Origin of the sequence: Luteolibacter pohnpeiensis (assembly GCF_016595435.1) — a bacterium.
Taxonomy (GTDB): domain Bacteria; phylum Verrucomicrobiota; class Verrucomicrobiia; order Verrucomicrobiales; family Akkermansiaceae; genus Luteolibacter; species Luteolibacter pohnpeiensis.
The window spans coordinates 35,484-49,623 of sequence record NZ_JAENIJ010000021.1; the positions used below are offsets into that span (position 1 = coordinate 35,484).

The following is a 14,140-nucleotide window of genomic DNA, read 5'->3' on the forward strand; positions in this document are numbered from 1 at the left end:
GCGCAAGGACAACTCATATCGAATTCAGGAATCGTCAGTTTTCGTTCATCGAGTTGCGTCTTCCACGACTCTCAAACGATAGAACTGCTTGGAACCAGTTGGCTCGTCCGAGATCGTCAGCATGCCGTTCGAATCGGGCAGATTGAGATCGGTGCTGGAGTCAAACAGCACATCCGCCTCGTTCCAAACATCGAGATCGCTGGAGCTTTCAACGATCCAACGCAATCCACGAAGGGATGGGTCGTATGGGAAGCTGAATGATGCCGTGGTGCCCGAGAATGTCAGCTTCGGCAGGAAGTCTTGAACGTTGTCTCCGGCACCCACTCCCAGTGCATAGCGCAGCAGGTTCGGCACTCCATCGCCAAACGGCGTGGCTTCCGGATCGGAAATCGCCGCATTGGCTGCATCCGCAGCGCTGAAGAACGCGGATCGGAATGCTTCGTAGGTCAGTGCTTTGCCATCGAAGCGGATTTCCAGAATCCGTCCACTGGTGGAACCGCTGGAGGTGCTGAGCGTGGTTGGCACACTGGTGAGTGTGGCGCCGGTACTCAATCTCCAAGTCTGACCATTGAACGAGTAACTACCGGCACTGTCAGCGATGAAGACGCGGGTCGTGCTTGCATCCAGAACATCTGCTACGGAAGCCGACGCAGGAAGGAGGTAGCCGCCCTGAACAATCGTCGCGGATGTCACGCTGGATAGATCGAGATAGAAGTCCTGGCTCGTCGGGACGCCCGGTGAGTTGGTGATGATCAACGCATTGCCGCTGTCCGACGAATCGGAAAGATCAGGAGCAGATGTGGTGAAGATCATGGAGCGGTTCAACCCGGTGATTGCAGGTGTGGTCAGGCTCGTGCCGGGAAGGACGAGACTGCCGGTTCCGCTGAGTGCAGCCGTGGAACCGCCAACGTTCAGAACACCAGAGTCCGCCAGATTGATGGCGGAACCGATGGAGCCGCGGAGCATGAGTTGACCGTTTTCGATCTGAACATCTTGCGTGTAGCTGGAATCATCTCCGGACAGGGCCAGAATGCCGCCCCCGGTTTTCCGCATGCTACCAGTGCCGCGAAGCGCGCCGGTGACTTGCAGTTCGTTGGTTCCGCCGTCGACGTGGAGGTCGGTGTCGGATTGGAACTCCAGATTGTTGGAGAGGATGGCAAGATTGTTGTCGTTGCTGCCGGGATCGTAGCGAAGTGCTCCGAGTTTGCCCAAGCCGGACGAATCATCGATTTCCTCACCACGGCCAGAGCCATTCAGGAACAGATCGCCGCCGAAGGTGTAGAGTCGAGGTTCCTCAGCACTGCCGCCGGAAGTGAGTCGCAACTGACCACCATCGAGCACGGTAACCGAAGGCGTGTTCGGCATCGCAGATGGTCCCGTCACTTGAAGGACGCCTTCTTCGATCCGGGTCGCTCCCGAGTAGAGCTTGTCGTCTCCGGTGAAGCTGGCAACACCGGCGCCGAGCTTGGTGATTCCACCGGTTCCGGTCCAGGATTCGCGCAGACGCAGGGCACCGTAATCTCCGTCACCGACGAGGTTGGTCACGTTCAATTGCAGATCGCTGTTGAGTTGGGTGCCACCTGCGACTTCGATTTCCACATAACCTTCTCCCGTTCCGCTGATGTCCAGCTCGGCGGGATCGTCGCCGTTGTCAAAGGTGAGGGAATTGCCTTCGTCTTCGCCTTCAATTCGGTTCCGATCGACCGAGCCGTCTTGAGGGAATGTGATCTTGCCGACGGTGACAGACGCCTGGAGGTTTACGTCGCGATCTCCTGCAGATGGAGGTCCGATGATCGGTGATGCACCCACGCCATTCGGGTAATCGGCAGGGCTGGTCGACCAGTTCGAGTTATTATTCCAGTCCGCTGTAATGGTTGGAATGAATTCCGGGTCACCATCTGGCACGGCAAAGGTTTCCGTGCTGGCGGTGCTCCAGCTGGTACCGTTCCATGCGCGGACGATCAGAGTCGAAGCAGAGCCGATGTCAAAGGTGCCGGTGTAGACCAATCCTTGTGAAGTGCCACCACTTGCCCGTGGGTCGGAACCGTCCAGGGTGTAGTAAAGGGTGCCTGATCCCGAGATGGTGACCAGATTTCCAGAAACCGTAATAGTCGGTGCCGAAGGCAAGGTGCCACCAGTAACCGTGCGGTTGTCGATCCAGCTCGCCCGATTGAGAATCCAGGTGAGCATGGCCTGCGTTTCAGCGGTAAATGAACCACTGCGGGGTTCATTGGACGACCAGCGTGCCGCATCGCGTGCAGCTGCGGAGGTGAGACCATTTGCGGTGCTGTCGATCTCATCTCGCATGGAAAGAACCAGTTCGGTCAAACTTTCGTCGGAGAACACGGTTTTGCGCAATTCAGCCCAGCGGTCGTAGAACTTCTGCGCGAAATCAGGGTCCGATGACAGCATTCCCCACCAATCGTAATCGAAATACTGGGTTGCGTCGGAGCTGCCATACCAAGTGGTGGCGCTGTCATCCCGGCCATCGTAGGAGTCCATCGAACGGTCGAAATCCCAGACTGGGCCAGCGGAGAGCTTGGCATTCTGTGGCTTGTAGAAAAAGGCGCTCAGGCGCAGGCCATCCACGTTCTTCGAAAATGAAACCATCAGCAAATGGTCAATCCACGCATCTCGATCGATGTAATTGAGGTAGTTATGAGTGCTAAATCCGTCCGCTTGATCAGCGTAGAGCGCGTCTTCAAAGCTCTGAACATAAGATCGTATGTATGCCACCTGTCGCGACCCCGAGGTCGCCGCACTATCCGATGTGTAAGGCCCTCCATCGAGATCTTCCATTTTCGGTCGGCTCAGAATGATGGAGTTGGTAGTTCCTGAAATTTGCGTTGGGATTCCGTGGTTGGTCCGCCAGTCGTATTCATCGGAATCCGCGCGATCGATTTTCAGCAGGTAACCACCGGTCCAATCGCCTTCCGCCAGCGGATCAATGGTGCCGTCAGGTGGGACATCAGACGAGTCCACCGTGCCGTAGCCGATTCGGGTGCTGTTGAGCTTGATCTGCTCCATGAAAACATAGACCCCGGCGTAATCGGAATCGACAAGGTCACCCCCGTCACTGTTGTAGAATACTTCGACGAAACGGGTACGCGGCGCATAGCGGCCAAGGCGGCGCGAAACTTCATAGATGAACGGATTTCGGGTATAGGTCCGGTCAAAGTAGTATGGAGCGTAGAAAACCCAGTCCGATTCGGCGGGCATGTCGAGAATTTCGAGATCCTTGCCATTGTCGGTTTCATCCCAAAACTCGACGCTGTAGGGTTTTTTCGGGAAATTCTGAGAAGAGGAGCCCCGGTAGCGGATGCCTTCGCGAGTCGAGACATCCGGTTGATTGGCCAGCGAGCTTACGCCGTTTTCGTCGCGATCAAATAACTGGAAGTAGGCACCAAGCCGTGTGGTGTCGTTCAGGGTCTGGCCCTGGGCATCCATCACGATCATTGGTAGGTTGGACTCACGATTCGCGAGGCTGCTGCTCAATCGAAGGTAGTGCACCGTGCTGGTGGCACCGCCAGCTCCGGATGAATCAAATATCCGTGCTCTGAGCAAAGTGGTGGCATTGAGTGTCAATGCACCGGTGTAGAGGGTCGAGGTCGCGGTTGGGACGCTGCCGTCGGTGGTATAACGAATTTCCTTACTGGAGGCGACAGCGCCGGAAATCGTCACCGATTTACTGCCGGTGAAAGTTCCGGAAGGAGATGAGAAAGTGACAGTATCATCCAACAGCAGGCCATCACTTCCGGAATTTGGGGCACCCGGGGTTGGGACTGCAAAAAAGCCGACCTGCGGCTCTTCATCAGGTTTCGGAACTTGTGCCCAGAGCTCTGGGGAAACCAGAAAGTCGGTGCTGCTGGTATTCAGGTTGAAGCCCTGAAAGGCCATCACGTTGCTACCAGCCGTCAACTCACTGATATGATCATTGAGGTTCGTGATTTGCCGGACGAGGCCGTCGACATCATCCACTTTACCGCTGGCCGAAGAATTCCAAGCAAGCGTCGTAGGGGCATTTACGGCGTCCACACGGGTTGTGCCGCCGTTCAGGAAGGCAGCGTAGCCGTCGTCGTATCGAGTGCGCATTTCCAACGCGAGGATTTGACTTGGGTCATCCACGGTGAATGGCACGCGGAAATAGATGCTAGTGCGCTGCTGATAGAGCTGGCTCTGCACATTGGTCGTGATGTAAGGGGTCAGATCCACCGGGCTGGTGCTGAGGTCATAGCCGAGTCCCAAGCTCCCGGTAGTCCAGGAAGTGTCGGAGAAATCTTTCGCAATCCAAGTGTCACCGAGTGTCGAGCTGGTAGGAACCTGATACTTGACGGAACTACCGAGACCAAACAGCTGAACCCACTCGCTGGGATTGGTCACGCCATAGGATAGATCGGTTGATTGGGAAGGGTATTCAGGCGAGAACTCGGTGGCGATGCTGACGCCATCGGGCGCGACGAGAGCCAGATATTCGCCTCCGGCGGAAAGGGCGAAGTTCGTGTGGAGCTCACTGCCAGCAACCGCCCGATCTTTGTTGGAAGCGAAAACAACCAGATAGCCATCCGGCGCAAGCGTGGTCCCCGGGAACGTCCATTTCGTAAGGTTGTCCGCTTTATCCGTTAAATGCCAACCATTTAGATTGATGGTTTCGGTGGTTGGATTGTGGATCTCAATCCAATCGGAATGATCTCCATCTTCGTCGGTGATGGAGTTGTCATTGGACGCCATGAATTCAGTAATCACCGGCTGGGCGTTCGCGAGGCCGATGGATGACAAGATTGTCACCAATAGGAGGAGTAAATTCTTTGACACTGCGCGACTGTTCAATCAGTCAACAAGCTGGGGAGCAAGGTCAGTTTTACCGCGACATTGCGAATCGCACCAATTTCCTTTTTTGACTCGAATGTCATCATCGTTTAAAGTCGGTGGCTTGGCTTTAGTAGCCGCAAACGAACCACCAAATTGCCATGAAATACGTTACCAAAATTGCACTTCCGATGTTGATCGCCCCACTTCTGCTCGCTTCATGCGACAAGAGCTCTCCTGATGCCAGCAGCCGCAAAATGGACTCAGGGGCCGATAAAGTCGCCGAAGGTGCTGGCGAGATGATGGAGGCCACTGGAGAAAAACTCAGCAAGGCAACCGACGCTGCAGCAGAAAAGAGCAAGGAAGTCATGTCCGACCTGGGTGAGGCGACGAAGGAGGGCTTGGAGAAGGCGAAAGAAAAAGGCTCCGAAATGATGGATCACACGGCGGATAAAATGGAAGAAGGCAAGGAGGCCGCAAAGGCGAAGACGGCTGAGATCATGAAAAAGGCGGGTGAAAAAATGGATGAAGCCGCCGATAAAACCGAAGAAAAGGCCGATGAAATGAAGGAAGGCGAATAATTGCCAGAAATCACCGATTTTACCAAGTCAACTGGCGCAGGGTGGCTTTCAAGCCATCCGGCCAGTTGAGGGTTTCCAGAGTGGCAGGGTCTTTCCAGTCTGGGTTTAGCTCCACCAATTCCTGAAAATGCCGTTGGGCTTCTTCAGGATATCCAGACTGCGCGGCGGAGATCGCCAAAAGCGCCAGGGCGTTTTCCTGCGAATCATCCGCGTAGCCTGCGGCGAGGCCAACCAGCAGGAAATCGTAGGCGAACTCCGGTCGCTCTGTGAGTAAAGCAATCCACCCCGACTGTAGGGCGTAATCGGCATTTTGCGGGAACTCCGACATGCCTTTTCCCAGAATATTCATCGCCTGTTTGCCCTTGCCCAGTTGGAACGCAGAATACGCGGCTTCAGTGAAATCGTGTGGCACATGAGCCTCAGCCGGGTAGTCGGTGATGAGCGATATCCACGCTTCGTGGGCATCCTGATAGTGTTCCAGAGTTGTCAGTGCCGTGGCTTGGCTGCGAATGCATGGGGCCGGATCTGCTCCGAGCTTGAGGGCTAAATTGGCAATTTGGTTTGCTTCGTCGGCGGTATCTCGAAGTTTTGCCATGGTATATGCCGCATCCGAACAAGCCACTGCGAGGGTTTTCCGTCCGACTTGGGCCAATGTCTCGGGCGATAGCAGCCGTTTGGCCAACTGATGCATTTGCTCGACCGTCGGGTCTTCAGGGAGCGACAGGGGCGCCAGCTCCTGATCCAAAGTCGATTGAAGTTGGTCGAATGCGGCTTCGAAATCGACCTGCTCCCATCCGTCCCAATTTTGAACCATGCGGATTTTATCATACCGGGGCACTCCATTTGGCCACAGGCTGATCACTTCCGGCAGTCGTTTCTCCAAAATCCCGATTCTCGAAGCGGCCAGTCGTTGCAAGAGAGGGGGTAAATCTTCTGCACGCTGGACGCAGGCGGAGATGATTGCCGACTCGTTGGATTTCATGGCGAGGCGTAGCGCTTCTGCCGCTACGGGGCCTTTCTTGGGACTTTGTTCGAGATAGGATAAAATCTGATCCTTGTCCCCGGATTCGAAAAGCTCCCGGACGACTTTCAACGGATCCGTGGACGGGGGTTGGGATGAGGAATCCTCCTCGATTTCATGGCCAACCCATTTGGAGCGATTCAGTCGATCCCATAGGGGCTTTGTTACATCCGCAGGCAATCCAATGGGAGGGTCTCCGGCAACAGCATTGAGGACATCTCCGAAATCGATTTCCGGTAGAACTTTCTTCAACTCCGTCGTGCGGATGATGCTGAGGCGCTGATATCGCTCATCGTCGTTCAGTGGATGCAGCATCGAATCTTGCTCTCGAAATTCGAGTCCGCACAGAGCGCTGCAGATGGAGCCTAGGGCTGAAATGGATTCAGTATCAGGTGGTTCAGGCGCATCGATGCCTGATGGCTCATTCTTTGTAGCCGGCAAGAGAGTGTAGATTTCAAGCATCCCGCTGCGGGTTCCGACATAGGCTTTGTTGCCTTCGAACGCCAAGGCGGTGACTTCACCTGAACTCCGGATCGGGCTACGATTTGCGCCGTTGAAAAATGTCGTCGTTTTCTGCACCGTTAGAGGACTGTCTTTGCTCGGAACAAGATTCGCCCAGACTGAAGATTGGCGGCTCCAGGGAATCGCCAGCAGATCCGTACGGTCTTTGATCGCCAGTTTGCGCGGGAGATTGGCTCCTTGGTCGAGCAGCAGTGCTGGCTGGCTTTTTCCGAGAAGGTAAACCCCTTGAAGGATTTTCGCTGGGTAGGGAGCAGGTAAATTGGAGATCTGTTCGTTCGGAGTGAGTGAAATCTGAGTGACGGACGCATCTGGCATCAGCAATTGCAGGCCGCTGCGGTCCAATCTTGCCGCAACTGCTGGCGAGTTCAGTTTTTCGCTGCGGAAAACTTCACCGGTGGCGCTGTCGCAAATGTCCCAGGTCAAATGATCGGCTTCAGGGCGAGCGAGCAATAAATCGTCCGGCGAAAAAACAAGTACGGAGCTTGGATTGGTATGATCCGGCAGCGAGCCGAGATCGCGGATAGGCTCCATGGTCCATGCGTCGCAGAGCAAGGTAACCGCGTGATCTCCAGAACCGCGCTGAACGACCAAATACTTGCCGTTCGGAGAAACGGTCAGGCTGCTGGTGGATGCTCCATGGACCGGGAAAAGTTCGGCTCGCATTGACCACGAAATCGCATCCCATCGGACAGTCGTATTCAGCTCGTCGCGTTGCCGACCCTGAGATAGGCTTACCCAAAGCGAGCCATTCGCAATCGCAAGGTGCTCAATGGGTATCTGGTGCTGGATCTTCGCTTTTGGGAAATACCACTGAATTTTTGTCAGTAGCATGATTAAGTTCCTTCTAGCTTGGACGTTCCCTGGATCGAGCCGGAAGGCGGCAAAGTTGAGCGCAAGCGCTTCATCCGCCGGTGAATCTTCAGCGGAATCAATCAAATCAGCAGCCAATGCCTTTGCAGACTCCTGATTGTCATCCTGTTGAGGGTTTGTGGAGGCGGCATCGACCGGTGGCAATTCCGTGCCTGGAGCCGTGCCGAGAGGTTTGGCGGCAGATGCGGAGCTTTGGGCCGATTTCTCCGGCTTTGCACTCTTCGGGGAACGGGGAGTGGATTTGTTGCAGGTAGCCAGGGTGGCACAGAGCAATGCCCCAGCGGTGACTGCAGCCCGCCGAAAGGTCTTGAACTGGAGATCGTTGACTCTGGAGGACATTCCCGTGGAATAAAACCACGGGAACTTGAATTTGTCTTAGGATTCCCGGTGGCCGGTGGACTTGCTACTTTTTCGCTGCGGCTTTTTTGGCGGCGCGTGGCGGGAAATCGAAGCCGATTTTGCCGTCTTTCGGATCAAACGTGAGATGGGCGTCGAATTTCCGTTTGGTGCGGTTTGAGACAAAGCCTTTCAATAGATCGGTCTTGCCTTCGGAGAGCAATTTCAATGCCTGATCCGCTGGGATTTCACGCTGGAGGATGGACTTGCCGATCCGAATTCCGTTGGCGTCCTTCTTCGTGACGAGCTCCGGCACATGATAGGCTTTTTCGGTTTCGTAAACTTTCACCTTCTTGCCATCGGCAAGTGTCGCTTCGCCTAGTAACTGATCTTCCGTCAATTCAACTGCGCTGTCTTTTTCATCGCTGTCGAACACGAAATTCACTTTGAATTTCTCGTCCAACGCCAGGCTGGCATCGAATAGCTTGTTGAATCGCGACTTGAATCCGCTCAATGGGCCGACAGTGCCTTTGAGGAATAACTCCTTGAGCTCTTCTTCGGTGATGAGGCGGCCAGCGATGTGTTTTTTCAGTTTGAACGGAGTGTCCGGATCGCGCGATTCGTAAGTCGCATCGGTTTGACGCAGAACAAAATCGCCGTGCACGGGGTGGTGCACTTCCACGTCCGGGAACTTCTGGCTCTTGGCAGCTTCGGCCAAATGATGGGCTTTTTCGACGATCTCGTTGGTGTAGGAGATGATCTCCTTCATGAACGCTGGGCGCTCCAGCAATCCTTGCTCCATCTGGCGCAATTTGTATTCCCAGTCACCAGTGAGCTTCGGCGAATAGAGACCCTCAATGTTCATTTGGTGGACCAAAGAGATCAGGCGCATGCCGGTTGGCGTCACGTGAAGGTCGCGGCCGTCCCGCGCCATGTATTTTTGGGAAATCAATCCCTCAATTGTTGCCGCGCGGGTAGCGGGGGTGCCGAGACCGCGTTCGGACATGGCTTCGCGGAGCGCCTCATCATCGACCAATTTTCCTGCCCCTTCCATCGCGGAAAGCAAAGTGGACTCGGTGAACCGAGCTGGCGGACGGGTTTGCTCGTGGATCAGTTCGATCGCATCCACATTGGCTTTTTCGCCCTCATCGACTGCAACGAGTTCGTCTTTGCCAGCCGCAACGCCTGGGCGACGACCGTAAACTTCAAGCCAGCCGGGCTTGGTCAGGATTCGTCCATCGGTTTTGAACACATCCGTAACGGAGCCGTGGTCGATTTTGGTCAGACGGGTGGTTTGTTCGAACTCCGCGTGGGGGTAAAACACGGCGATGAACCGTTTGACGATCATGTCGAAAACTTTTTGCTCCGTGTCCGAAAGTTTGGCGAATTTGCCGGTCGGAATGATCGCAAAGTGATCCGATACCTTTTTGGAATCGAACACCCGGCGCAGCTGCGTCAGCTTCGGACCCTTGCCATCGCCGCTGCCAGCCAGAACAGCTTTGGCGAATCCGGCGACATCGAGGTCGCTGTTGCCGATTTCCTGCATCGTTTCCCGGACGTTTGGCAAATAATCCTCCGGCAAATAGCGGGAGTCGGTCCGGGGATAGGTGATCACCTTATGTTTTTCATAAAGTGCCTGGGCGATTTGAAGTGTGCCCTTGGCGGAAAACGGCGCTTCACGCTGCAGGGTCGTCAGGTCGTAGAGCTGCGGCGCAATTTGGGATTGGGCTTTTTTCTCTTCGCTGACCGTGCCGGATTTGCCTTCGCAGCGATCGCGAATGGTTTCGGCAGTCGACTGATCCCAAATGCGTTCCTGGCGACTGTGCGGGTTCGACTCATCTTTTTTCCATGCCGGATCGATCCATTTGCCGAGATATTGGCCAGCGGATACACCAAAAGTTCCGTGAACTTCGAAGTATGGCGTTGGTTTGAAGGCTTGGATTTCAGCCTCACGAGCGGCCAGGATGGCCAAAGTTGGCGTTTGCACCCGACCCGCTGCGGTGATGTTGAATCCGCCGTGGCGCGAGTTGAAGCAGGTCAGAGCACGGGTTGCATTCAGGCCGACCAGCCAGTCGGATTCCGAGCGGCATTTCGCGGCATCCGCCAGCGGCTTCATTTGCTCATCCGTGCGGAGTTTATCCCACGCTTCGAGAATGGCATTATTGGTCATCGATTGCATCCACAGCCGCTTCACTGGCTTTTGGATGTTTCCGATTTCAATGATGTAGCGGAAAATCAGCTCTCCTTCGCGGCCGGCGTCGCAAGCATTGACGATGAGGTCGACGTCCTTGCGTTTGGCAAGCTTCAGCACTTGCTTGAGGCGCGCCTCGGAAGTGGCGATGGGATCCAGTTCAAAACGATCGGGAATGGCGGGGAGAACATCAAATTTCCAAGGCAGCTTTTTCCCGTTTGGCCCCATCGGCATGCGCAACTCCACCAAGTGACCGACTGCTGAAGTGATCACGGCATCGTCATTTTCGAAGTATGCATCACGGCCCGAACCTTTCTTTTCGAACTTTCCGAGCACCTTCGCGAGGGCGCGGGAGAGGTCGGTCATGACACTTGGCTTTTCGGCAATGATGAGTGTTTTTCCCATGGAATGAAGATGGCTGGCGAGGCGTTGCTTGGAGGGACTAGGCCCGGAAAATCGGATTTTGCAAGCGGATTAAGGCGAAGCCGTCACTCAACGCAGGGTGTAGCGGAATCCAGGAAGCACCCGAATCAAACGGCGCATTTCCAATTTCATGAGCGTCGCGGTGACGACGTGGGCGGGAAGACCTGACTTTTCAATGATCAGATCGACCGGGGATTCGGCAGCGTTGATGTAAGAGAAAATCTTAGCTTCATCCTCGGGTAATTCAGGAAGCGGAAGTGGCTTGTCAGAAGGCGTAGCTGTGCTCTTTTGCAAAGGAAGCTGGCCGAGATCTTCTAAAATATGATCGCCGTCCATCACTAGAGTTGCTCCGTCACGAATCAACTGATTGCAGCCGAGCGAGGTAGGTTTGTCGATGGGTCCTGGCACGGCAAATATGGGCTTTCCATATTCCGAGGCCAAATTGGCGGTAATGAGAGAACCGGACCACGCCGGACATTCCGTGACCAGAATGGCTTGTGACCAAGCGGCGACGATGCGGTTCCTCATGGGGAAAGTTTGCTTATCTGGCGCCGTGTTTAAGGGGAATTCAGAAACAACAGCTCCATGGCCTTCGGCGATTTTTGCAGCAAGCGCCAGGTTTTCAGGTGGATAGAGTTTTGCCAAACCGGATCCAAGGACCGCAATGGTGCGACCGTTGGCAGCTAGTGCGGCCTCGTGGGCGGCGGTATCGATGCCGCGCGCCAAGCCGGAAATGATGGTGTAGCCCGCGCTGGCGAGTTGATAGGAGAGTTTCTTGGTCGCTTGTTTGCCGTAATGGGTCGTTCGTCTGGAACCGACGACCCCGATCGCATGGCGATCTTTTGGGGATAAGTCACCCCATACATACAACAGTAGGGGAGGGTCGTAGGCATCCCGCAGCGGTGCGGGGTAGTCGGCGTCATCGTGGGTGATGATCGAAATCCCACGTTGTTCCGCATCGGCGATTTCAGTGAGCGGGTCCGCGTGTGATTCCCAGGAAGTGATGATTTTTGCCGTTTCCTCGCCAATGCCGTCGACTCGCATCAGTCGATCCTTGGGGGCATTGAGGATGGCGGTGGCGTCCGTGAAGGATTCCAACAGACGGCGCACGCGGATGGGGCCAATTCTTGGCAGTAAATTCAGAGCAACCAGTGCTTCCCGGGGAGACATTGACGTGAGCATGCAGATTTAGGGTCGCGTGGCGATCTCGGATTCCTGGAATGAACTGGTTGGTTTAATAATGCGTTTGAGATTGATCAGTTTGAGCAATTCTGCGGTGGCTGCAGCATCACACAACGCCCGATGATGCCGATCCAATGAGATGGAAAACTCATCGCACAGTCGGGAGAGTTTGTAGGACTCCAATCCCGGATAGAATTTCCGCATTGCCACCACGGTGCAGAGTGTTGGGCGGCGAAAGTTTTGCCCGAGACGAGTGTATTCGTCGCGAAGGAATCCGTAGTCGAAATTCGCATTGTGAGCGACCAACACGGCATCGCCCACAAATTCTCGAAACGAATCGGCAATCTGTTCGAAAGTGGGGGCATGCTCAACCATTCGATCATCAATTCCCGTGAGTTCGGTGATGATTTTTGGAATCCGGCGCTGCGGGTGGATTAACGTCTGAAATTGATCAATCACCTCACCATTGCGGACCTTTAGTGCTCCGATTTCTGTCACCCGGTGACTTTCCGAGCGACGCCCCGTGGTTTCGAGGTCGACCACGACGTATTCCTGCATCGGATCGATCCACCACTGCACCCTGAGCACCCCAACGTCGAAACCAGCTACGCGCAGGGCTTCCATTTGCACCAATTGATGTCGCCGGATCTGGTCTCCCTCGGCTTTGATTTCGAGGAATTTCACCCCATCGGGATCGAAAACCAACAAATCGGGGTAGCCTCTTCCATTGGATTTAGGATCTGCTGCGATTCTCCGCAAAATGGTGGCTGTGGCCGTGGGAGTTGCGGCTTTCAAAAACCGGATCAGCATTGGCAAATCTTCCTCACGCCAGTGAAAGATACCGTTCGGTTGTCCGAAGTGATTGGAGAAAACCTCCTGGATCCAGGCTTCCGCTTTCGCTGTGCCGAGCCATTGCAAACGCGCCTCAATGACATCGGCCTGTTTCTCCGCAAAGCTTCGGTTTAGAAGTTGGGTGGGTCGCAGCTCAAACTCATTGGGAGTCGCGCAACTGGATTCGCCGTGAAGCGCATCCCAGAACATTACGCCAAACAACACCGACCAAAAATGATTCTCCACATGGATCGCCGTTTGACCCAGCTCCATGAAATGTCTGACCACCGCTTCTTCGGGCTGATCACGGAAGGCCTCGTCCAGTTTTAGAATCGGGGCTTCGCGCAGTAGCTGGGTGAGTCTGCCGATTTTGCGGCCGCCAAATTTCCGGGCATGAAAATCCTCGGCAAACAAGAGCTCTTCATCACTTGCAGGCTGATCGATAATTCGCTGCAAAAATGCCTGCACGATTTCGGTTTCTCCGCGTGCGTGACGAAGTCGGCAAATGCGCTCGCGGGCAGGGTGGTGATCCGATAGTTCATAAACCTGCAGAGCCTGTGGAATACAGTCGATGCGTTCCAGGCGTCCACCAAGCTGGGCGATGACGCGATGGAATTTTGCCTCCGTTTCCCGGTCGACTGCTGGTGGCCAATCTGCTGCAGAATCCGCGATGATGAGCAATTCACCGGGGTCCGCAGTCTCAATTTTTGTGGCGATCGAGCTGTAAAAAAATGCTGACTTGGCGCTTTGCGGACTCTGAAATCTGGCCTCGAATTGAGTTTGTGCGGACTGAGTTTTCACAATTCCCAAGTCCCTCAATGCAAATGCCTGCAGGCTATCACGGGTTTTGCCGAAATAGAGAAAAAGCAAATACTCGAGCGTCTGTGTTCGAGCCTGGACGGTGAAGGATTCCAGCGTGAAGTGCCTGGCGAAATCTGCGAAACCGTAGCTTTCTCTGACCCAATTTCGGATCTGCTGTTTGGTTTTGCCGCTTGTGCAGCACTTCGCTGGATTTTCATCCGATTTCAGAAATTGGACGAGTTCAGCACGAGTTAGCAGATCTAACCATTCATCAACATCCGCTGCCTCCAAGGGTCGGATAAAGCCAAGCTCCCGCAGTTCGAGAAGCGAACTGTCGCGATCAGGGATTTCTGAATATTTGAATGACTCGATTCGAAAAATTCGCCCCCGGCGATTCGTCATTCTTACTTTCAATGCCTGAGCTTGTTGCCCCAATTGGTTGAAATGCTCGATATATTCACGTTCTTCGTCAGCCAACACTTTGGCATAGTGATTTTCTAAAAATGCGACCATTTCCTTAAAATGGTCGAGATAGTAGAAAGTTCGAAGTGTTGGAAATGGATGAGGCATCAGTCT

6 protein-coding genes are annotated in these 14,140 nt (G+C 54.6%); 1 reads left to right on the forward strand and 5 read right to left on the reverse strand.

Annotation, left to right across the window (positions count from 1 at the left end; all coding sequences use genetic code 11):
* Positions 1 to 45: 45 nt before the first annotated feature.
* Entirely contained in the window at positions 46 to 4,776 is a 4,731-nt protein-coding gene (locus JIN85_RS13325; protein ID WP_200271536.1) for a CotH kinase family protein, read from the reverse strand.
* A 191-nt stretch (positions 4,777 to 4,967) separates the two neighbouring features.
* On the opposite strand from JIN85_RS13325, the gene JIN85_RS13330 reads away from it, so the two are divergent.
* Positions 4,968 to 5,387: a hypothetical protein gene (locus JIN85_RS13330; RefSeq protein ID WP_200271538.1), complete on the forward strand. Its 420-nt coding sequence runs from the start codon at positions 4,968 to 4,970 to the stop codon at positions 5,385 to 5,387.
* Positions 5,388 to 5,406: 19 nt separating this feature from the next.
* Here the strand turns inward: JIN85_RS13330 and JIN85_RS13335 are convergent, their stop codons facing one another.
* The 4 genes from JIN85_RS13335 to JIN85_RS13350 form a co-directional block, all read right to left on the reverse strand.
* The gene (locus JIN85_RS13335; RefSeq protein WP_200271540.1) at positions 5,407 to 8,139 is read right to left on the reverse strand and encodes a WD40 repeat domain-containing protein; all 2,733 of its coding nucleotides are present in this window, start codon (positions 8,137 to 8,139) and stop codon (positions 5,407 to 5,409) included.
* Positions 8,140 to 8,203: 64 nt separating this feature from the next.
* Positions 8,204 to 10,732: a DNA topoisomerase gene (locus JIN85_RS13340; RefSeq protein WP_200271541.1), complete on the reverse strand. Its 2,529-nt coding sequence runs from the start codon at positions 10,730 to 10,732 to the stop codon at positions 8,204 to 8,206.
* An 87-nt stretch (positions 10,733 to 10,819) separates the two neighbouring features.
* Positions 10,820 to 11,920 (reverse strand): DNA-processing protein DprA, encoded by a 1,101-nt coding sequence (gene dprA / locus JIN85_RS13345; protein WP_200271543.1) that lies wholly within the window; start codon positions 11,918 to 11,920, stop codon positions 10,820 to 10,822.
* A gap of 18 nt (positions 11,921 to 11,938) precedes the next feature.
* Entirely contained in the window at positions 11,939 to 14,134 is a 2,196-nt protein-coding gene (locus JIN85_RS13350; protein ID WP_200271546.1) for an exonuclease domain-containing protein, read from the reverse strand.
* Between the last annotated feature and the right edge of the window lie 6 nt (positions 14,135 to 14,140).

Bases quoted from the DNA above. Each gene is read 5' to 3' on its own strand.
- JIN85_RS13340 (WP_200271541.1), bottom strand. From the start codon at position 10,732: ATGGGAAAAACACTCATCATTGCCGAAAAGCCAAGTGTCATGACCGAC.
- dprA (WP_200271543.1), bottom strand. From the start codon at position 11,920: ATGTCTCCCCGGGAAGCACTGGTTGCTCTGAATTTACTGCCAAGAATT.
- JIN85_RS13335 (WP_200271540.1), bottom strand. From the start codon at position 8,139: ATGTCCTCCAGAGTCAACGATCTCCAGTTCAAGACCTTTCGGCGGGCT.
- JIN85_RS13350 (WP_200271546.1), bottom strand. From the start codon at position 14,134: ATGCCTCATCCATTTCCAACACTTCGAACTTTCTACTATCTCGACCAT.
- JIN85_RS13330 (WP_200271538.1), top strand. From the start codon at position 4,968: ATGAAATACGTTACCAAAATTGCACTTCCGATGTTGATCGCCCCACTT.